Consider the following 19,693-nt stretch of genomic DNA (forward strand, 5'->3'; position numbering starts at 1 on the left):
CGGCCCCCTCCTGCGGAGGACGGGCCCGGAGGGGCGGACGGCGGAGCCCCGGACTGGGTACGGTCTGCTGGTGCCCACACGCCGTAAGCTCGCACACCTGCTCGCCGCGTACGCCGCGGCGCTCCCCGTCCTCCTCGCCGCCCCGGCGGCCGTCGCGGCCCCGCACGAGCCGCCTCCCCCGCCGGCCGCGATCGGCGGCGAGCGGCTGGGGCTCTCGGGTGTCCAGGTGGCCCCGCTGGCCGGTGCGCCGGCCCTGCCGGGGGATCTCACCGGGCAGTCCTGGATAGTCGCCGACGCGGCGTCGGGGGAGGTGCTGGCGGCCAGCAATCCGCATCGCCGGCTCGCGCCGGCCAGCACCCTGAAGATCCTCTTCGCGGACACCGTGCTGCCCAAGTTCGACCGCAACCTGGTGCACAAGGTCGCGGACGCCGAGATCCAGGGGATCGGTGCCGGCAGCAGCCTGGTCGGCATCAAGGAGGACCTGGAGTACAAGGTCGAGGACCTCTGGCGCGGGGTGTTCCTCAGCTCCGGCAACGACGCGGTGCACGTCCTGTCGCACATGAACGGCGGGATCCAGCAGACCGTCACCGAGATGCAGGCCCGCGCGAACGCGCTGCAGGCCCGGGACACCACGGTGATCTCGCCGGACGGCTACGACATGGACGGCCAGGTCTCCTCGGCCTACGACCTGACCCTGTTCGCCCGGGCCGGGCTGCGCAATCCCGACTTCCGGATGTACTGCGCCACCCGGGACGCCGTGTTCCCCGGCGCGGTGGACAAGAACACCGGCCAGCGGGGCAGCTTCGGGATCGCCAACACCGACCGGCTGCTCGGCAAGTACCCGGGCCTGATCGGCGTGAAGAACGGTTTCACCACCGAGGCCGGCTCGACCTTCGTCGGCGCCGCCGAACGGAACGGCCGCACGCTGCTGGTGACGGTGATGCACCCGTCGACGTACCAGAAGGTCTACGACGAGACGGCGGCGTTGCTGGACTGGGGGTTCGCGGCCGCCGACAAGGTCACGCCGGTGGGCCGGCTGGTGGACGAGGCACCGGCCGGTGAGCCGACGCCGACCGGGCAGGCGGGCGGCACCGCCGGTGCGCCCGCGCCGCCGCCCCACCCGTCGCCGGCCGCCACGGCGCCCGCCCAGGCCGCACCGGGCGGCGACGGCGGCGAGGGCGACGGGCTCGGCCCGGTCGGCTGGGTGGGGATCGGGCTCGCCCTCGCGGTGGGCGGCGCCGGTGCGCTGTTCCTGCTGCGGCGGCGCCGGCCCTCCTGAACCGGCACCGCCCCGCCCGCCGGGCCCGGCCTCACTCCTGGGGCCGGGCCTTCCGCTCGCCGTCCCCGCCGTCCTCGCCGTTGCCACCATTGCCGCCCTTGCCGCCCTTGCCGCCCTTGCCGCCCTTGCCGCCCGCGTCGCCGACGCGCTCCGCCGCCTCCTCCGCCGCCTCGGCCTCGTCCGCGGCCTCCACCATGGCCGCGGCGCGCTCGCGGGCCCGGTCCCGGGCGGCGGCCGGATCGGCCGTCGCCGTCCAGGCGACGCAGTACATCAGCAGCCGGGAGACGAAGTTGATCCAGAGCAGCAGCGCCACCGGGACGCCGAAGGCCCCGTAGAGGCTCTTCCCGGCGACCGAGCCGAGGTAGGAGGCGAGCAGGATCTTCAGCAGCTCGAAGCCGACCCCGCCGATCAGCGCGCCCCGCAGCACGTCCCGCCGGTGCTGGCCGCCGATCCGGGGGAAGGGCGCCAGCAGGTAGGCGAAGAGCACCATGTCGGAGGCGACCGCGATCAGCAGGCCGACGCCGGTCAGCAGATAGCCGCCGGGCCCGCCCGTCCCGAGGCCGATCCAGCCGGCGATCCGGCCGGCCAGCGTCGTCCCGGCGGCCGAGGCCGCCAGCGAGAAGAGCGAGACCAGGCCGAGGCCGCCCAGCACCACGCAGTCCCAGACCTTGCGCAGGACGGGGTTGCCCTCCTCCTCGGGCAGCTGCCAGACGTCCCGGATCGAGGTGCGCATGGTGTCCACCCAGCCGAGGCCGGAGATCAGCAGCAGCACGCCGCTGACCAGTCCGACGGCCCCGGCGTTGGCCACCAGCGAGGGCAGGTTGAGCGCGTCCGAGATCCCCGGCAGCTGGTCGGAGATGTGCTTCTGGATCTCGTCGACCCGGGAGTCGGTCAGGGTGGCGACCGCGATCGCCAGCGCCACGGTGAGCAGCGGGAAGAGCGCCAGGAAGCCGAAGAAGGTGACCGCGCCGGCCAGCCGGTTGCCGCGCGCGGCGGTGAAGTGCTCGTAGGCGCGGTACGGGCGGCTGCGCAGGACCCACGCCACGAGCGGGCCGATGACCGGGAGGCGGGTGAGGAAGTCCACCTGTCCGGTTATACCGGCCGTTCGCCCGAACGGCCGTCAGGCTCGGCGGGCGGCAAGGGGGTCGGGGGCGCCGTCGGGGCCTGCGGGGCCGGCCGTGCGACGGGCCGGCGGCGGGGTCAGCGCTTCAGCAGCCGACGGGCCCGGGCCAGCACGCGCACGGTCCGGTAGGCGCCGTAGCGGCCGTGGCTCAGCAGCTCGGTGCGCACGCCCTGCGCCCCGGCGGGCGGCGTGTAGCCGGCCGGGCGCAGCCGGGCGCAGTGCTCGGCGGCCCGGCGGAAGTACGCGCGGCGGTCGGCGGGCGGAACCCGGCCGGGCTTGGAGACCACGGTGTTGAGGTGGTGCAGCATCCGGCCGTAGACCACCGGGCGCCAGCGGTCGAGGTCGGGGCGGCCGTCCAGGAAGGCGAAGACCAGGTCGTACTGGGCGAAGACGTCGAAGTGCTTGCGGGAGGCGGTGGCGAGGATGTTGCCGCCCTCCTGGCGCTGGCGGTAGTGCACGCCGACCTGGTCGAGCAGGGTGATGCTCGCCGCGGCGAGCAGCGCCGGGTAGGTCCAGGGGGTGTCCTCGTAGTAGCCCGCGGGGAAGGTGAGGCCCTGCTCGGCGATGAAGCCGCGGCGGTAGGCCTTGTTCCAGACCACCTGCAGCAGGTCCAGCAGGTCGGGGCGGCGGTCGAGGTCGAAGACGTCCGGGGAGTCGGCGCCGAAGACGTGCGCCGAGGCGGCCCGGGTGATCCGGCCGTCGGCGTAGGTGCGGGCGTAGTCGTAGACCAGGACGTCCGGGTCGCCGCCGGTCGCCAGCCGGTCGTCGACGGCCTTGAGCAGGCCGGGGGTCAGTGTGTCGTCGCTGTCCAGGAAGATCACGTAGTCGCCGGTGGCGACCGCCAGGCCGGCGTTGCGGGCCCGGCCGAGGCCGACGTTCTCCGCCAGGTGCAGCACCCGTACCCGCGGGTCGCGGGCGGCGGCCTGGTCGAGGATCGCGCCGCAGCCGTCCGGGGAGCGGTCGTCCACCGCGATCAGTTCGAAGTCCGGGCCGCTCTGGCCGAGCACCGAGTCGAGGCACTCGGGGAGGTACTCCTCGACCTTGTGAACGGGGACGATGACGCTGAAGCGGGGCATGGGCACAGAGTAGTGGCCCCCCGCCCGGCCGGACCCACCGTGCCCGGGGCGGCCGCGGCGGCCCGGAGACCCCGGGGACCCCCCGGAGCCGGACGGTAGGATCGTCGGGCACGTGCGCACCGGTTCAAAGTGCGGCCAGACCCCACCGGGCTGCCACGCTCCTTCCCAAGAAAGGCCTGCGTAGCCGATGGCTCCCCGCCTCTCCATCGTCGTTCCGATCTACAACGTCGAGCGTTACCTCGTGGAATGCCTCGACTCGATCGCCGCCCAGACCTTCACGGACTTCGAGTGCGTCATGGTCGACGACGGTTCGAAGGACGGCAGCGCGGCGCTCGCCGAGGCGTACGCCGCCAAGGACTCCCGGTTCCGGCTGGTCCGCCAGGTGAACAAGGGCCTCGGCGCGGCCCGCAACACCGGCATCCGGCACATCGACCCGGACGCCGAGTTCCTCTGCTTCGTCGACTCCGACGACTCGATGCCGCCGAGCGCCTACGAGCTGATGATCAACACGCTCGACGAGACCGGCTCGGACTTCGCCACCGGCAACGTGCTGCGGTTCCGCGCGGTGGGCTACTACCAGTCCGGCGGGCACTCGCGGCCGTTCAAGGAGACCAGGCTCAAGACCCACATCACCGAGATCCCCGCGCTGGTCACCGACCGCACGGCGTGGAACAAGGTGTACCGCCGCTCCTTCTTCGACGCGGCCGGCATCCTCTACCCCGAGGGCATCCTGTACGAGGACGCCCCGGTCAGCGTGCCGCACCACTACCTCGCCACGAGCGTGGACGTGCTCTCCGAGCCGATCTACCACTGGCGCGAGCGCGAGGTCGGCGAGATGTCGATCACGCAGATGCGCACCAACCCCAAGGGCCTGGTCGACCGCGTCACCTCGGTGGAGCTGGTCCGCACCTGGCTGAAGAAGCAGACCGACCCGCGCTTCGCCGAGTACCTGCACTCCTACGACGAGAACACCCTCGTCGAGGAGATCCCGATGTTCTTCTGGTCCGTCGTGGACGGCGACAAGGAGTACCGGGACGCCTACCAGAAGAACGTCAGCCGGCTGCTCCGGGCGATCGGCCCCGAGCAGGTCCGCAAGCTGCGCGCGCCGCTGCGGCTGAAGTACCACCTGACCCTGGCGGGCCGGATCGACGAGTTCGTCGAGCAGATCAAGTACGAGGGCGAGAGCAACGGCGGCGTCGCCGCCCGCGGCCTGCTGCGCCCGTACGCCGACTACCCGTTCCTGCGCGGCGGGCGCAAGAGCGTGCCGGCCGGCATCCTCAAGCTCGACAACTCGCTGGTGATGCGCAGCCGGCTGTACGAGTCGGCCTGGGAGGGCGGCAAGCTCCACCTGACCGGGCACGCGTACCCGGAGCAGATGGGTGCCGAGAACCGGCACGACATGGTCCGGGTGCTGGTGCTGCGCGAGGCCAAGGGCCGCCGCGTGCTGGCCGTGCCGACCAGGACGCAGTACAGCCCGGAGGCCACCGCCAGCTGCCACCACGACCTCTACAACTGCGACTGGGCCGGCTTCACCGCCGCCATCGACCCCAAGCGGCTCAAGCACCGGGGCCAGTGGAAGGACGGCAACTGGCGCGTCCTGGTGGCCGGCGCCGGCAAGGGCGGCGTCTACAAGGGCCGGATCTGGGCGGGCTGGAGCGACACCGCCCAGTACCTCCCCGCGCACTGGGTCGAGCCGGACGTCCGGATCGTGCCGTGGGTCCGCGACGGCAGCGTCTACCTGCGGGTGGAGACGGTCCGGACCCGGGTGACCGGGCTGGCCGTGCGGGACGGCCGGCTGGAGGTCTCCGGCGCGGCCCGTTCCGGCCCGAACCTCGCCGGGGCCCGCTTCAAGCTGACCCACGTCGAGTCGGACCGCGAGCTGGTGTACCCGCTTGAGCTCACCGCCCCGGTCGGCACGCTCCAGCCGTTCACCGTGTCCTGCCCGGTCGACGAGCTGACCGCCGTCCGCGAGGCCTGGGCCGAGCTCGACCCGATCGCCCCGGAGCGGGCCCGGGACCGCTGGGACACCGCCATACTGCTCGCCGACGGCAGCACCGTGTCGGTGGCCTGGGACGACCGCAACGCGCCCGAGCAGCTGCACCTGGCGCTGAACCCGGACGCCCCGGTCGACGAGCGCCGCGCGCTGTACTCGAAGCCCTCCCCCGGCGGCTACCTCCAGCTCTCCGACCAGCTGCTGCAGCCGGTGGTCACCGAGGTCGCCTCGCGCGGCGCGGACGGCTTCCTGCTCACCGGCACCTTCCCGCTGGCCGGCACGCACCGCTGGGAGCTGGTCGTGCGGCACAACTGGCGCGAGGAGGAGCACGTCTACCCCGTGGAGATCGCGGACGGCGGGTTCCGGGCCGCGCTGCCGGCGGTGCCGACGGCCTCCTTCGCCGGCCGGGTGCCGCTCGCGCAGGGCACCTGGGACGTCTTCTTCCGCCCGCTCGGCGAGCCGGTCGACACGCTCGCGACCCGGTACGCGCTGATCGCGCCGGGGTGCTTCGGCGCCCTGCCGCTGGAGGTGGAGTCGCGCGGCAAGCGGATCGTGCTGGAGCGCCGCCACTACGACGGCCTCTCGCTGGAGTCGCACTCCGCGCTGCTGCCCGAGGAGCGCAGCGGCTACCGCCAGCGCCAGCTGCGCACCACCGACTACCCGTCGGCCCGCCGGCTCCCGCTGCGCGACACCGTGCTCTACAACGTCGCGCTCGGCGGCCTCTACGCGGACTCGCCGCGGGCGATCCACGAGGAGCTGGTCCGCCGCGGCCTGCCGCTGGAGCACCTGTGGGGCAGCGACGACCTGCAGGCCGAACTGCCGCAGACGGCGGGCGCGATCCGGCTCTGGAGCCCCGAGTGGTTCGAGACGCTGGCCACCGCCAAGTACATCGTGACCAGCGCGCACCTGCCGGACTTCTTCGTCCGCCGCCCCGGCCAGGTGGTCGTGCAGACCTGGCACGGCACCCCCCTGAAGCAGATCGGGTACGACTTCGAGAAGGTCTGGTTCACCGACGCCAACTACCTGAAGGGCGTCGCCAAGGAGGTCCCGAACTGGAGCATGCTGGTGGCCGGCAACAGCTGGTCGGCACCGGTGCTGCGCCGCGCGTTCGATTTCAAGGGCGAGATCCTGGAGAGCGGCGCGCCGCGCAACGACCTGCTGTTCGCCCCGGACCGGGAGAAGACCGCCGAGCAGGTCCGCGAGCGGCTCGGCCTGCCCGAGGGCAAGAAGGTCGTGCTCTACGCGCCGACCTTCCGTGAGGACCGCCGCCGGCCGAACGGCGGCTACCAGATCGACCTGCGGATCGACCTGGAGGCGGCCAAGGCGGCGCTCGGCGACGACCAGGTGCTGCTGGTCCGCCGGCACAGCGTGATGTGCGGCCAGATCCCCGACGCCGGCAACGGCTACGTCTGGGACGTCGGCAGCTACCCCGACATGGCCGAGCTGCTGCTGATCGCGGACGTCCTGGTCACCGACTACTCGGCGACCCTGTTCGACTTCGCCGCGACCGGCAAGCCCGTGCTGTTCTTCACGCACGACCTGGAGCACTACCGAGACAACCTGCGCGGCTTCAGCTTCGACTACGAGGCGGAGGTGCCCGGCCCGCTGCTGGCCACCTCCGAGGAGCTCGTCGCCGCCCTGGGCCGGGTGGACGAGCTGACCGGTGAGTACGCCGAGAAGTACACGGCGTTCCGCGAGGCGTACTGCGACCTGGACGACGGCCAGGCCGCGGCCCGCGTGGTGGACGGGATGCTCCGCCAGCAGTGACCGGCGCCGCCCGAAGGCGCCCGACGCGAATTCCGCGTCGGGCGCCTTCGCGTTTTCTGGGAGTTGTCCGAGCGGAATCTGTCCTTTGCGTGAACATTGCAGTCGAACGCATGTTTCGCGAACGAATTTCTCATCAATTTCACCAGACCGTTCAGTTGACCCCGGGTGTCATTTCGGTATTCGATATCGAATCGGCCCCCGTCCGCTCCCCCTCGGCACGAAGGGCCCCCGGACCACCGCCATGGATCGGGATCCCGTTCCGAAGGGCCACCCCATGCCTGTCCTCACGCGGTTCGTCCTCCCGCACGCCGCCCCCGACACGCACGACCACCTGCCGTCCGCCGACGAGGGCGTCGCCTTCGGCCTGCTGCGCGCCCGCTGGACGGCCCGCGGCCTCGAACTCACCGGTTTCGCCCGCCCCGACGACCTGGACACCGCCCGCCCCGGGTCCGCCTGGACCTGGCTGACCCTGCTCCGCGACGACGACGAACCGCCCGTCCATCTGCGGTCCCGGCCGCGCCGGCTGCCCGAGGTCACCGACGACAGCGCCCAGCCCGACCACAACCACGACTGGTCCGGCTTCACCGCCCTGGTCGAACCGCGCCGGCTCCGGCGCGGCGAACAGTGGCTGCTCGGCGACTGGCGGATCGGGGCGACCCTCTTCACCCGCCCCCGGCCCACCCGGCTGCGCCGCCAGTACGGCGCCCTCGCCCCGCACTGGTGCGGCTCCGGCGAGTACCCGCCGGCCCGCTGGGTCGACCACGACGTCCGCCTCCAACCGCACTTCGCCGACGGCCGGCTGCGGCTGCGGCTCGAACGCCCCGGCGTCCGGCTCACCCACGCCGCCCCCGCCCCGGACGGCCTCGACCTGCGCGGCACCGCCGAGCACTGCCCGCCCGGCACCGCGCTGCGGCTGCGCCACCGGGAGAGCGACGCCGTCCTGCTGCGGCCGGTCGCCCGGACCGGCAACACCTTCGCCCTCCACCTGCCGTACCGGCCGTTCACCGCCAACGGGCGCGGCACCGGACACCTGGAGCACTGGGACGCCGAACTGCTGCGCCCGGACGGCTCCACCGAGCAGCTCACCCTGGACGAGCGGGGCGGCCCGGTGGCCGGCCAGCACGCCCTGCCCGGCGCCCCGGACCGGGCGCTCTACCTGAAGCACCTGGCCGACGGCCGGCTCCAGCTCTGCGTCCAGCCCGCCGCCGGCTACGTCGAGCGGATCGCCGTCCGGGCCGGCGGCTTCGAACTCACCGGACACTGCCCGGGCAGCGGTCCGCTCGAACTCGTCCTGCGGCACACCGGGACCGCCGGCGAGGTCCGCCACCCGGTCGACCGCGGTGCGGACGGCCGCTTCCTGGTCCGGCTGCCCGCCACCCGCACCGGCTCCGACGGCACCGCACTGCCCCTGCGCAAGGGCGTCTGGGAGGCCTCGCTGCACCCGGCCGGCCGGTCCGGACCGCCGCGGCCGCTGATCGCCGCCCCCGCGGCGCTCCCCGCGCTGCCCGCCGCCACCGGGGCCGGCGGAAAGCGGATCCTGCTCCAACGGCGCTGGCACGACACCCTGCTGGTGGACTCCACCCCCGTCCTCTCCCCCGCCGAGCGCAGCGCCTGGACGCAGGCCCGCCAGCGCGCCGGCGCCTACCCGGCCGCCCGCCGGGAGCCGCTGCGCGAGGCCGTGCTGTACGACGTGTTCGGCGGCCGCGGGTACGCCGACTCACCGCGCGCCCTGCATGCCGAACTCGCCCGGCGCGGTGAGCCGTTGGAGCACCTCTGGGTGGTCGACGACGCCCAGGCGGAGCTGCCCGCCGGAGTCCGCGCGGTGCGGATCTGGAGCCCCGAGTGGTACCGCGCGCTGGCCACCAGCCGCTACCTGGTCGGCAACACGCACTTCCCCGACTTCCTGGCCCGCCGGGCCGGCCAGGTGGTCGTCCAGACCTGGCACGGCTCGCTGCTCAAGCGGATCGCGCACGACGTCGAGAACCCCTGGCTCGCCGACCACGGCTACCTGGAGGCGCTCGACCGGGAGACCCCGCAGTGGAGCCTGCTGCTCTCCCCCAGCCCGTTCGCGACCCCGATCCTGCGCCGGGCGTTCCGCTACGGCGGCGAGATCCTGGAGTCCGGCTACCCCCGCAACGACGTGCTGGCCCGGCCGGACACCGGGCGGGCCGCGGCCGTCCGCCGCCGGCTCGGCATCCCCGACGGCCGGCGCGTCGTGCTCTACGCCCCGACCTGGCGCGAGGACCAGCAGCGCGGCGGCGGCGACGGGTTCCGGCTCGACCTGCGGATCGACCTCGCCCACGCCCGGCGCGCCCTCGGCCGCGACCACGTCCTGCTGATCCGCCCGCACGCGCACGTCCGCGAGCCGCTGCCCGGCGCCGGGGACGGCTTCGTGGTCGACTGCGGGGACTACCCCGACGTGCAGGAACTGCTCCTGATCGCGGACGTGTTGGTCACCGACTACTCGTCGATCATGTTCGACTTCGCGATCACCGGCCGCCCGGTGCTCTTCTTCACCTACGACCTGGAGCACTACCGCGACACGCTGCGCGGCTTCTCCTTCGACTTCGAGGCGCAGGCCCCCGGCCCGCTCGTCCGCACCTCGGCCGCACTGCTCGACGCACTGCGCGGTCTCGCCGACGACGGCGCCGGCCCGCCGGCCGGGCACCGGGAGCGCTACCGCGCCTTCCGTGCGACGCACTGCGGGCTGGAGGACGGCGGCGCCGCCCGCCGGGTGGTCGACCGGATGCTCGACCTCGGCCTGGCGGGCGCCCGGGAGACGACGTGACCCGGCGGCGGCGCGGGGCCCGGTGCTCCGGCGCGGGTCAGGCGAAGGTGTAGGAGCGCCAGGGGCGCCAGACCTCGTCGACGTCGAACCGGGAGAGGCCGAAGCCCGGCACCGCGAAGGACGCCCGGAAGCCGCGGGACTGCTCGTACGCCTGGTCCAGCGCGTCCTCGGACAGCCCGTGCGCCACCGTGACGTGCGGGTGGTACGGGAAGGCCAGCTCCCGGGCCAGCGGGCCGGAGCGAATGTCCGCCTCCAGCAGCCGGCACTCCTGGGCGCCCTCCTCGACCCGGACGAAGACCACCGGCGAGACCGGGCGGAACGTACCGCTGCCGCGCAGCAGCATCCGGAACGGGCGGTGCGTCCGGGCCACCGCCGCCAGGTGCTCCTCGATCTTCGGCAGTTCGGCCGCCGCCACCTCGGTCGGCGGCAGCAGGGTGACGTGCGTGGGTATCGACCGGGCCAGCGGATCGCCGTACCCGGCCCGCGCGTCCTGGATCGCCGAGCCGTACGGATCCGGAACGCTCACGGACACGCCGATGGTGACGACCTCGCCGCCCCCGGCCGAGGAGCGCGCCGGGGCCGGGCGCCCGGAGGCGAAGGGCGAGTCGCTGCCGCCACCATCGGGCAGGCTCGTCGGCGGCGTCACCGCTTGGCGGCCTGGAGGAAGCCGATCCGGTCGTACACCGTCTCCAGCGTCTGCGACGCCACCGCGCGGGCCTTCTCCGCACCGATCGCCAGCACCCGGTCCAGCTCGGCCGGGTCGTCCAGGAAGGTGCGGGTGCGCTCCTGGAAGGGCGTCACCCACTCGGTGAACAGCTCGGCCAGCTCGGTCTTCAGGGCGCCGTACATCCGGCCCTCGAAGTGCGCGACCAGCTGCTCGATCGACTGACCGCTGAGCGCGGAGTGGATGCGCAGCAGGTTGGAGACGCCGGCCTTCTCCTCCTCGTCGTAGGAGACGACGGTGCCGGTGTCGGTGACGGCGCTCTTGAACTTCTTGGCGCTCGCCTTCGGCTCGTCGAGCAGGTTGACCAGACCCTTGGCCGAGGAGGCGGATTTGCTCATCTTGGCGGACGGGTCCTGGAGGTCCAGGATCTTCGCCGTCTCCTTGAGGATGTACGGCTTGGGCATGGTGAAGGTCGGGCTGTACCGGGTGTTGAACCGCTCCGCGAGGTCCCGGGTGAGCTCCAGGTGCTGGCGCTGGTCCTCGCCGACCGGCACCGCGTCCGCCTGGTAGAGCAGGATGTCGGCGATCTGCAGGACCGGGTAGGTGAACAGGCCGACCGAGGTGCGGTCACTGCCCTGCTTGGCGGACTTGTCCTTGAACTGGGTCATCCGGGCGGCCTCGCCGAAGCCGGTGAGGCAGTTCATCACCCAGCCGAGCTGCGCGTGCTCGGGCACGTGGGACTGGATGAACAGGGTGCAGCGCTCCGGGTCCAGGCCCGCACCGAGCAGCTGGGCGGCGGAGATCCGGGTGTTCTGGCGCAGCGTCGCCGGATCCTGCTCCACGGTGATCGCGTGCAGGTCGACCACCATGTAGAAGGCGTCGTTGGCCTCCTGGAGATCGACCCACTGGCGGACGGCACCGAGGTAGTTGCCGAGGTGGAACGAGCCGGAGGTGGGCTGGATGCCGGAGAGCACCCGGGGACGGTCCTTGACCGGACCAGTGACCGCTGCGTTGACCATGCGGGCCATTGTTCCAGTTCCACCGACCGGTCAGGAAACCTCTTCCCCCGCAGGTTCCGCCAGTGTGACCGCACTCACCCCGACCCGGGCGATCCGCCGGCCCTCCAGCTTCGTCACCGTCAGCCGCACCTCCTCGGCCCCGATCGGGATCCTGACCTGGTCACCGTCGACGGGCAGCCGGCCGAGCGCCGCCACCAGACAGCCGGCCACCGTCTCGTACGGGCCCTCCGGCAGGGTGACGCCGGTCTCCTCGGTGAAGTCGCCGAGGTTCAGCAGGCCGTCCAGCTCCATGCCGCCGCCGGCCAGCCGGCGGGTGGTGCTCGGCTCCTGGGAGTCGTACTCGTCGCGGATCTCGCCGATCACCTCCTCGACCAGGTCCTCCAGGGTGACGATGCCGGCGGTGCCGCCGTACTCGTCCACCACGATGGCCAGGTGGTGGCCCTCGCGGCGCATCTCGCCCATCGCCGCCAGCACCCGCAGGGTGGCGGGCAGCAGCTTGATCGGGCGGGCCAGGTCGCGCACCTTCACCGCCTGCTCGCCGCGGGCGCCGTACAGGTCGCGGACGTGGACGAAGCCGGTGACCGCGTCGTAGCTGCCCTCGACCACCGGATAGCGCGAGTGCGGCGAGGAGTCCGCCTGCTCGCGGACCTCGGCGAGCGGGCGTTCGGCGTCGAGGAAGGTCACCTCGGTGCGCGGGACCATCACCTCGCGCAGCTGGCGCTCCCCGGCGGCGAACACATCGGCGATCAACGCCCGTTCGTCACTGCCGAGTTCGGTGTTGGTCGCGACCAGGCCGCGGAGCTCCTCGGAGCTCATCGAGCCGCGCCCGGCCGCCGGGTCGCCGCCGAGCAGGCGGACCATCAGGTTGGTGGAGTGGCCGAGCAGCCAGATCACCGGCCGCAGCGCCACCGACATCACGTCCACCACGGGGGCGGCGAGGACGGCGATGGAGTCGGCGCGCTGGAGGCCGATCCGCTTGGGGGTGAGTTCGCCGAGCACCAGCGAGGCGTAGCTGATCAGCAGGGTGAGGCCGACCAGGGCGAGCGCGTCGGCGACGCCCTCGGAGAGTCCGGCCCGGACGAACAGCGGCGCCGCCTTGCCGGCCAGGGTGTCCGCGCCGAAGGCGGCGGAGAGGAAGCCCATGCAGGTCACCCCGACCTGCACGGCGGCCAGGAAGCGGTTCGGGTCGGCGGCCAGGTGTGCGGCCCGCGCCGCGCGCCGGGTACCGCGCGCCTCCAGCGACCTGATCTGGCCCTCGCGCAGCGAGATCAGCGAGATCTCGGCGACGTTGAACAGGCCACCCAACATGATGAAGACGAGGACGAGGGCCGCGTCCTCCAGGGTTTCGTTCACAGCGGGTCAGTGTAGGGCGACGGCCCGCCGCCTCCGGTGAAGGAGGCGGCGGGCCGTCGAAGGTCCTGCCGGGGTCGGGCCCGGACGTCGGGCCCGGACGGCTCAGATGAGGCCGAGCTCGGTGACCGCGTCGCGCTCCTCGACCAGCTCCTGGACCGAGGCGTCGATGCGGCCGCGGGAGAAGTCGGAGATCTCCAGGCCCTGGACGATCTCGAACTTGCCGTCCTTGGTGGTGACCGGGAAGGAGGAGATCAGGCCGGCCGGGACGCCGTAGGAGCCGTCGGAGACGACGCCCATGGAGGTCCAGTCGCCCTCGGCGGTGCCGTTGACCCAGGTGTACACGTGGTCGATGGCGGCGTTGGCGGCCGAGGCGGCCGAGGACGCGCCACGGGCCTCGATGATCGCCGCGCCGCGCTTGGCGACGGTCGGGATGAAGTCGCCCTCCAGCCAGGACTGGTCGGCGCCGACGGCCTCGAAGGCCGGCTTGCCGGCGATCTCGGCCTGGAAGATGTCCGGGTACTGGGTCGCCGAGTGGTTGCCCCAGATGGTGACCTTCTTGATCTCCGACACGGCGGCGCCGGTCTTGAGGGCCAGCTGGCCGAGCGCGCGGTTGTGGTCCAGGCGGGTCATCGCGGTGAAGCGCTCGGCCGGCACGTCCGGGGCGTTGCGCTGGGCGATCAGGGCGTTGGTGTTGGCCGGGTTGCCGACGACCAGGACCTTGATGTCGTCCGCGGCGTGGTCGTTGATGGCCTTGCCCTGCGGACCGAAGATGCCGCCGTTGGCCTGCAGCAGGTCACCGCGCTCCATGCCCGCGGTGCGCGGACGGGCGCCGACCAGCAGGGCGACGTTGGCGCCGTCGAAGGCCTCGTCGGCGTTGGCGGTGATCTTGATGTCGCGCAGCAGCGGGAAGGCGCAGTCGACAAGCTCCATCGCGGTGCCCTCGGCGGCCTTCAGGCCCTGCGGGATCTCCAGGAGGCGCAGGTTCACCGGCACGTCGGCGCCGAGCAGGTGGCCCGAGGCGATGCGGAAGAGCAGCGCGTAGCCGATCTGGCCGGCCGCTCCGGTGATGGTGACGTTGACGGGGGTGCGGGTCATTTCTACCTTCTCCAGCAAATCGCCAGGTGCCCCAGGCACACCGGCGCACTGGAGCCGAGGATGATCTCTCGACGTCGAGAGACCGGCGTCAGGTTATCGCAAAGCGAAGCGTACGCCGCGGGTTCGGTCGTGGCTGATTGGTCACAGACGATGACGGCCCCCGCCCGGTGCGGGGCGGGGGCCGGTCGGACGGCTCGGACGGTCGGGTGCCGGGCGGTCAGTGCTTCGGTCGCCCGATCAGCTGGCCGACGTTGTCCAGCAGCGGGAACTCCAGCCACGGATTGGGCTGGGCCACCAGGGTCAGCAGCACGATCGAGAGGCCCAGGAAGGTCAGCACGATCACGTCGGTGAACCGGCTGCGCACCGCCAGCATGCCGACCTCGGGCAGGACCAGCCGCAGCACCGCGCCGAGCAGGACGCCGCCGCCGAGGATCAGCAGCCCGTACTTGAAGCCGTCCTTGAAGTCGGCGAACCAGGTGACGGCGAGCCCGGCGCCGACCACCAGCAGGACGAGCGTTATCGGCCACTGGCGCACCGGCAGGGCGTGCTCACGCCCCAGCGCCGCCGCCGACCCCTCGGGGGGCAGCGTCCCGGTGGTCTTCACCGGCCTGCGCCGGGAACGCGCCGGCCGCGGGCCGCTCATGCGCCCACCCCGCCGCACTCGGCCGCCGCTCCGCGAAACGCGCAGCTGCCCGCCGTTCGCTCGGTCCGCCCGTTCATAGCTCGCCGTCCCTCTGGTGTCGGATCGCTGGTGCTCAGATGCCGGCGCGGCGCTCGGCCGCCTCGACGATGTTGTTCAGCAGCATGGCGCGGGTCATCGGGCCGACGCCGCCCGGGTTCGGGGAGATCCAGCCGGCCACCTCGGCCACGCCCGGGTGCACGTCGCCGACGATCTTGCCCTCGCTGCGGCTGACACCGACGTCCAGCACGGCCGCGCCGGGCTTGATGTCCTCCGGCTTGACCAGGTGCGGCACTCCGGCGGCGGCCACCACGATGTCGGCCTTGCGCAGGTGGTAGGCGAGGTCCCGGGTGCCGGTGTGGCAGAGGGTCACGGTGGCGTTCTCGCTGCGGCGGGTGAGCAGCAGGCCGATCGAGCGGCCGACGGTGACGCCGCGGCCGATCACGACGACCTCGGCGCCGTTGATCTCGACGCCGTGGCGGCGCAGCAGCTCGACGATGCCGAGCGGGGTGCAGGGCAGCGGGCCCTCGATGCCCAGCGCGAGGCGGCCGAGCGAGGTGGGGTGCAGGCCGTCGGCGTCCTTGTCCGGGTCCATCAGCTCCAGGACGGGGTTCTGGTCGAGGCCCTTGGGCAGCGGGAGCTGGACGATGTAGCCGGTGCAGGCCGGGTCGGCGTTGAGCTCGCGGACGACGTTCTCGACGTCCTCCTGGGTGGCGGTGGCGGGCAGTTCGCGCTGGATCGAGGCGATGCCGACCTCGGCGCAGTCCTTGTGCTTGCCGTTGACGTACCAGCGGCTGCCCGGGTCGTCGCCGACCAGGACAGTGCCGAGACCGGGCGTGACGCCCTTGGCGCGAAGGGCCGCGACGCGGGCGGCGAGTTCGGACTTGATCGCGGCGGCGGTGGCCTTGCCATCGAGAATCTGCGCAGTCATGACCCCATTCTCCCGGATCCCGGAGGCGGACCGCGCCAGCCCCCGTGGTACCGGTCCCGGGATCCGGGGCCGGTCCGGAATCGTTCGGACCACGTTGCGGTTGCGCCACAGTCCGGTCCGCCACGCGGGCGCGGCTGGACAGCGCCGGGCAGTCCGGTTGACGATAAGCGGGCATTCCCTGCCGCCCCCGGCCCGGTGACGGGCCGACGGACACCCCGGCGGGGGCGTACCCGGGGGAAGAACAGAGTGAGCCGACCACACCACACCGTGCCGCCCGACCGCCACGGCCGCGTGCTGCCAGGACCGCAGCCGTCGATGCTCCCGTTCGCGCCGGACCGGCGCCACCCACGTTCCTGAGCCGTACCGGCGGGCGCCGGATCGTTCGCGCCCCCGTTGTCACCGCGCTCCGCTATCGTCCCGTCCGTCCGGTGGCCCGACCCGCCGGTGCGTTCCGGGCCCTGCGCTGACCCGTCCCATGTCCCCACATCCTGCCCGGAGGCATCGATGAGCTACCCGCCCGACCCGAACAACCCGTACGGCCAGCAGCCCCCGCCGCAGGGGTACGGCTACCCGCAGCAGGCCCCGCCGGCCGCCGGGTACGGCTACCCGCAGCAGCCGCCGCAGGCCCCGCAGTACGGCGTGCCGCAGCAGCCGGCGTACGGGTACGCGCCGATGCCGGGCACCATCCAGGCCAACAACGGCTACATCAACATCGCCCAGCTGGGCACGGTGAAGATCGCCACCATGGGTCAGCGGTTCCTGGCCCGCCTGATCGACGGCGCCGCGATCGGCGCGGTCGTCGCCCTGGTGATGGCGCTCGGCCTGGCCAGCGCGCTCGGCATCGCCAAGGACAGCCAGGACTGCAGCGCCAAGTACACCTACGGCGGCTCCAACTCCGCGTACTACGACTGCCTGAACGCCAACAACGACGCCGCCGCCGGCTTCTTCGTCACCATGATGATCATGGTCGGCGTGCTGTCGGTGTTCAACCTGCTCTACGAGTGGCTGATGGTCTCCTTCGCGGGCGCCACCCTCGGCAAGCTGGCCCTGGGCCTGCGCGTCGTCAAGGAGAGCAACGGCCAGGTCCCCGGCCTGGGCGGCGGCTTCATCCGCTTCATCATCCCGATCGTCGGCGCGTTCCTCTGCTACATCGGCGCCGCGCTGGTCTACCTGTCCCCGTTCTTCGACAACTCCGGGAAGCTGCAGGGCTGGCACGACCGTGCCGCCGGCACCCTGGTGATCAAGAAGTAACGCGCACCGGACGACGAACAGAGCGGCCCGGCCCCCCTTCACGGGGACCGGGCCGCTCTGTCGTGTCGTCACCTCACCGGTGCGGCCACCGGCTCCGGGCGTCGGTCCCGGTGCCGGCTCCGAGTGCCGGTGTCAGTGTCAGTGTCAGTGGAAGAAGTGGCGGGTGCCGGTGAGGTACATGGTCACGCCGGCCTCGGCGGCCGCCGCGACGACCTCCTCGTCCCGGATCGAACCGCCCGGCTGCACCACGGCCTTGACGCCGCCGTCGAGCAGGATCTGCAGACCGTCCGCGAACGGGAAGAAGGCGTCGGAGGCCGCGTACGAGCCCCGGGCCCGGTCGCCGGCCCGCTCCACCGCGAGCTTCGCCGAGTCGACCCGGTTGACCTGGCCCATGCCGACGCCCACCGAGGCACCGCCCTTGGCCAGCAGGATCGCGTTGGACTTGACGGCCCGGCAGGCCCGCCAGGCGAAGGCCAGCTCGGCCAGCTCGGCCTCGGAGAGCGCCTCACCGGTGGCCAGCGTCCAGCTCGCCGGGTCGTCGCCCTCGGCGTGGATCCGGTCGGCGTCCTGGAGCAGCACGCCGCCGGAGATCGGGCGCACCTCCTGGCGGTTGGCCGGCGCCTCGGGAGCGAGCAGCACCCGCAGGTTCTTCTTGCGGGCGAGCACCTCGACGGCGCCGTCCTCGTAGCCCGGGGCGACGACGACCTCGGTGAAGATCGGGGCGATCTGCTCGGCCAGCTCGACGGTGACCGGGCGGTTGACCGCGATCACACCGCCGTACGCGGAGACCGGGTCGCACTCGTGCGCCTTGCGGTGCGCCTCGGCGACGTCCGCGCCGGTGGCGATGCCGCACGGGTTGGCGTGCTTGATGATCGCGACGGCCGGCTCGGCGTGGTCGTACGCGGCGCGGCGGGCGGCATCGGTGTCGACGTAGTTGTTGTACGACATCTCCTTGCCGTGCAGCTGCTCGGCGCCGGCCAGGCCGCCGGTGCCGTCGCTGTAGAGCGCGGCGCCCTGGTGCGGGTTCTCGCCGTAGCGCAGCACGTTCTGGCGCTCGTAGGTGGCGCCCAGGAACTCCGGGAAGCCCTCGACGTCGCCGGCCGCGTAGCCGGCCTCGAACCAGGAGGCCACCGCGACGTCGTACGCGGCGGTGTGCGCGAACGCGGCGCCGGCCAGGCGCTTGCGGGTGGCCAGGTCGAAGCCGCCCTCCTGGACGGCCTTCAGCACGTCGCCGTAGCGGGCCGGGTCGACCACGACGGCGACCGACGGGTGGTTCTTGGCCGCGGCGCGGACCATGCTCGGGCCGCCGATGTCGATCTGCTCGACGCACTCGTCCGGGGTGGCGCCGGAGGCGACGGTGGCCTTGAACGGGTAGAGGTTCACCACGACCAGCTCGAAGGGCTCGACGCCCAGCTCGGCCAGCTGCGCGCGGTGCGACTCCAGCCGCAGGTCGGCGAGCACGCCGGCGTGCACGCGGGGGTGCAGCGTCTTCACGCGCCCGTCGAGGCACTCGGGGAATCCGGTCAGCTCGGAGACCTCGGTCACCGGGACGCCCGCGGCGGCGATCCGGCCGGCGGTGGAGCCGGTGGAGACGATGACGACCCCGGCGGCGTGCAGGCCCTGGGCCAGCTCCTCCAGACCGGTCTTGTCGTACACGCTGATCAGCGCGCGGCGGATCGGACGGACGTTCTCGGAGACAACGGGCGTGGTGGGGGCGGCGCTCATGCCGGAATCCATACCTTTCGGTCCTCGATGCGGTGACCCTCGCGGGCCAGCCGGCCCACGATGTCGACGAGCAGCTTTCGCTCGACAGTCTTGATGCGCTCGTGCAGCGCTTCGCCGCCATCGGCGTGGTCGGCGTCGGTGACCTCGACGACGCCCTGCGCGATGATCGGCCCGGTGTCCACGCCGGCGTCGACCAGGTGGACGGTGCAGCCGGTGACCTTCACCCCGTACGCGAGCGCGTCGGTGACGCCGTGGGCACCGGGGAAGGCGGGCAGCAGAGCGGGGTGGGTGTTGATGATCCGCCCGGCGAAGGCGGCGACGAACCCGGATCCGAGGATCTTCATGAAACCGGCCGTGACCACGAGGTCCGGCTCGTACGCCGCGACGGACGCGGTCAGCGCGCGGTCCCAGTCGGCGCGGTCGGCGAAGTCCTTCACCCGGTGCACGAAGACCGGCAGCGCGGCCCGCTCGGCACGCTCCAGGCCCGCGATGCCGGCACGGTCGGCGCCGACGGCGACGATCTCCGCGCCGAAGGCCGGGTCGGCCGCGGCATCGATCAGCGCCTGCAGGTTGGTGCCGGAACCGGAGACCAGCACCACCAGGCGGGCCGGGCCGGGTGTGCGGGGCGGGAAGAGCTGAGCGGGGGCGGCGGCCACTGCGCGATTCTCCGTAGGTCGGGCGCCGCCCGCTGGTACATCCACCGGCGGTGGGGCCACTACGAACGGCAGGTCGAGCGAGGGGGAACACCGGAGGAACCCGCCACGACGCGGGGCCCGGGGAACCTATCTGAGCTGCTGACCGTCACCACGATAACGGCTGGTCGGACGGCCCCTGAAACGCCCTGTCGGCGCTACGCGCGTAGTTGAGACGGGGATCTCCATCGGGGTGCCGTTCACCCGCCGTCCGCCCGCCGTCCGCCTGCGGACGGGTGCGGACGGGGCGTCGTCCGG

General features: G+C 72.9%; 14 protein-coding genes. 4 read left to right on the plus strand and 10 right to left on the minus strand.

The features are described from left to right. The first annotated feature begins 70 nt into the window (after positions 1–70). Complete coding sequence (locus tag ACFVYI_RS33855) at positions 71–1,279, plus strand: D-alanyl-D-alanine carboxypeptidase family protein (protein ID WP_387892668.1); 1,209 nt, start codon at positions 71–73, stop codon at positions 1,277–1,279. A gap of 31 nt (positions 1,280–1,310) precedes the next feature. On the opposite strand, the gene ACFVYI_RS33860 is transcribed toward ACFVYI_RS33855, so the two are convergent. Together ACFVYI_RS33860 and ACFVYI_RS33865 are read right to left on the minus strand one after the other, a co-directional pair. Beyond that, the gene (locus ACFVYI_RS33860; RefSeq protein ID WP_387892670.1) at positions 1,311–2,363 is read right to left on the minus strand and encodes a YihY/virulence factor BrkB family protein; all 1,053 of its coding nucleotides are present in this window, start codon (positions 2,361–2,363) and stop codon (positions 1,311–1,313) included. 116 nt (positions 2,364–2,479) lie between these two features. Then, positions 2,480–3,478, minus strand: a complete 999-nt coding sequence (locus ACFVYI_RS33865) for a glycosyltransferase family 2 protein (protein ID WP_387892672.1) — start codon at positions 3,476–3,478, stop codon at positions 2,480–2,482. A gap of 187 nt (positions 3,479–3,665) precedes the next feature. On the opposite strand from ACFVYI_RS33865, the gene ACFVYI_RS33870 reads away from it, so the two are divergent. Both ACFVYI_RS33870 and ACFVYI_RS33875 read left to right on the plus strand, forming a co-directional pair. Continuing rightward, positions 3,666–7,238 (plus strand): CDP-glycerol glycerophosphotransferase family protein, encoded by a 3,573-nt coding sequence (locus ACFVYI_RS33870; RefSeq protein ID WP_387892674.1) that lies wholly within the window; start codon positions 3,666–3,668, stop codon positions 7,236–7,238. A 274-nt stretch (positions 7,239–7,512) separates the two neighbouring features. Next, positions 7,513–10,026 carry a CDP-glycerol glycerophosphotransferase family protein gene (locus ACFVYI_RS33875; protein ID WP_387892676.1) on the plus strand — a complete coding sequence of 838 codons (2,514 nt, stop codon included), beginning with the start codon at positions 7,513–7,515 and terminating at the stop codon, positions 10,024–10,026. Between the two features lie 37 nt (positions 10,027–10,063). Here ACFVYI_RS33875 and ACFVYI_RS33880 read toward each other — a convergent pair whose 3' ends face one another. From ACFVYI_RS33880 to ACFVYI_RS33905, 6 genes are all read right to left on the minus strand, one after another. Next, complete coding sequence (locus ACFVYI_RS33880; RefSeq protein WP_387892677.1) at positions 10,064–10,552, minus strand: 2'-5' RNA ligase family protein; 489 nt, start codon at positions 10,550–10,552, stop codon at positions 10,064–10,066. A 116-nt stretch (positions 10,553–10,668) separates the two neighbouring features. Next, a complete protein-coding gene (gene trpS, locus ACFVYI_RS33885) occupies positions 10,669–11,709 on the minus strand; it encodes a tryptophan--tRNA ligase (protein WP_387892679.1) in 1,041 nt (346 codons plus the stop codon). Between the two features lie 30 nt (positions 11,710–11,739). Next, positions 11,740–13,062 carry a hemolysin family protein gene (locus ACFVYI_RS33890; protein ID WP_387892681.1) on the minus strand — a complete coding sequence of 441 codons (1,323 nt, stop codon included), beginning with the start codon at positions 13,060–13,062 and terminating at the stop codon, positions 11,740–11,742. Between the two features lie 102 nt (positions 13,063–13,164). After that, positions 13,165–14,157, minus strand: coding sequence for a malate dehydrogenase (locus ACFVYI_RS33895; RefSeq protein ID WP_387892683.1), 993 nt, complete (start codon positions 14,155–14,157; stop codon positions 13,165–13,167). A gap of 217 nt (positions 14,158–14,374) precedes the next feature. Continuing rightward, the gene (locus tag ACFVYI_RS33900; protein WP_387892685.1) at positions 14,375–14,800 is read right to left on the minus strand and encodes a DUF3017 domain-containing protein; all 426 of its coding nucleotides are present in this window, start codon (positions 14,798–14,800) and stop codon (positions 14,375–14,377) included. 112 nt (positions 14,801–14,912) lie between these two features. Next, entirely contained in the window at positions 14,913–15,767 is an 855-nt protein-coding gene (locus ACFVYI_RS33905) for a bifunctional methylenetetrahydrofolate dehydrogenase/methenyltetrahydrofolate cyclohydrolase (RefSeq protein WP_387892687.1), read from the minus strand. Between the two features lie 504 nt (positions 15,768–16,271). Between ACFVYI_RS33905 and ACFVYI_RS33910 the strand changes: the two genes are divergently transcribed. Then, positions 16,272–17,018, plus strand: coding sequence for an RDD family protein (locus ACFVYI_RS33910; protein WP_387892689.1), 747 nt, complete (start codon positions 16,272–16,274; stop codon positions 17,016–17,018). Positions 17,019–17,162: 144 nt separating this feature from the next. On the opposite strand, the gene purH is transcribed toward ACFVYI_RS33910, so the two are convergent. Then, the gene (purH, locus tag ACFVYI_RS33915) at positions 17,163–18,743 is read right to left on the minus strand and encodes a bifunctional phosphoribosylaminoimidazolecarboxamide formyltransferase/IMP cyclohydrolase (RefSeq protein WP_387892690.1); all 1,581 of its coding nucleotides are present in this window, start codon (positions 18,741–18,743) and stop codon (positions 17,163–17,165) included. Then, positions 18,740–19,399: a phosphoribosylglycinamide formyltransferase gene (gene purN / locus ACFVYI_RS33920; protein WP_387892692.1), complete on the minus strand. Its 660-nt coding sequence runs from the start codon at positions 19,397–19,399 to the stop codon at positions 18,740–18,742. The genes purH and purN overlap by 4 nt, the downstream gene beginning before the upstream one ends. Positions 19,400–19,693 lie beyond the last annotated feature (294 nt).

The organism is Kitasatospora sp. NPDC058218 (assembly GCF_042882445.1).
Taxonomy (GTDB): domain Bacteria; phylum Actinomycetota; class Actinomycetes; order Streptomycetales; family Streptomycetaceae; genus Kitasatospora.

Bases quoted from the DNA above. Each gene is read 5' to 3' on its own strand.
- ACFVYI_RS33865 (WP_387892672.1), bottom strand. From the start codon at position 3,478: ATGCCCCGCTTCAGCGTCATCGTCCCCGTTCACAAGGTCGAGGAGTAC.
- ACFVYI_RS33870 (WP_387892674.1), top strand. From the start codon at position 3,666: ATGGCTCCCCGCCTCTCCATCGTCGTTCCGATCTACAACGTCGAGCGT.
- ACFVYI_RS33875 (WP_387892676.1), top strand. From the start codon at position 7,513: ATGCCTGTCCTCACGCGGTTCGTCCTCCCGCACGCCGCCCCCGACACG.
- trpS (WP_387892679.1), bottom strand. From the start codon at position 11,709: ATGGTCAACGCAGCGGTCACTGGTCCGGTCAAGGACCGTCCCCGGGTG.
- ACFVYI_RS33895 (WP_387892683.1), bottom strand. From the start codon at position 14,157: ATGACCCGCACCCCCGTCAACGTCACCATCACCGGAGCGGCCGGCCAG.
- ACFVYI_RS33900 (WP_387892685.1), bottom strand. From the start codon at position 14,800: ATGAGCGGCCCGCGGCCGGCGCGTTCCCGGCGCAGGCCGGTGAAGACC.
- ACFVYI_RS33905 (WP_387892687.1), bottom strand. From the start codon at position 15,767: ATGACTGCGCAGATTCTCGATGGCAAGGCCACCGCCGCCGCGATCAAG.
- ACFVYI_RS33910 (WP_387892689.1), top strand. From the start codon at position 16,272: ATGAGCTACCCGCCCGACCCGAACAACCCGTACGGCCAGCAGCCCCCG.
- purH (WP_387892690.1), bottom strand. From the start codon at position 18,743: ATGAGCGCCGCCCCCACCACGCCCGTTGTCTCCGAGAACGTCCGTCCG.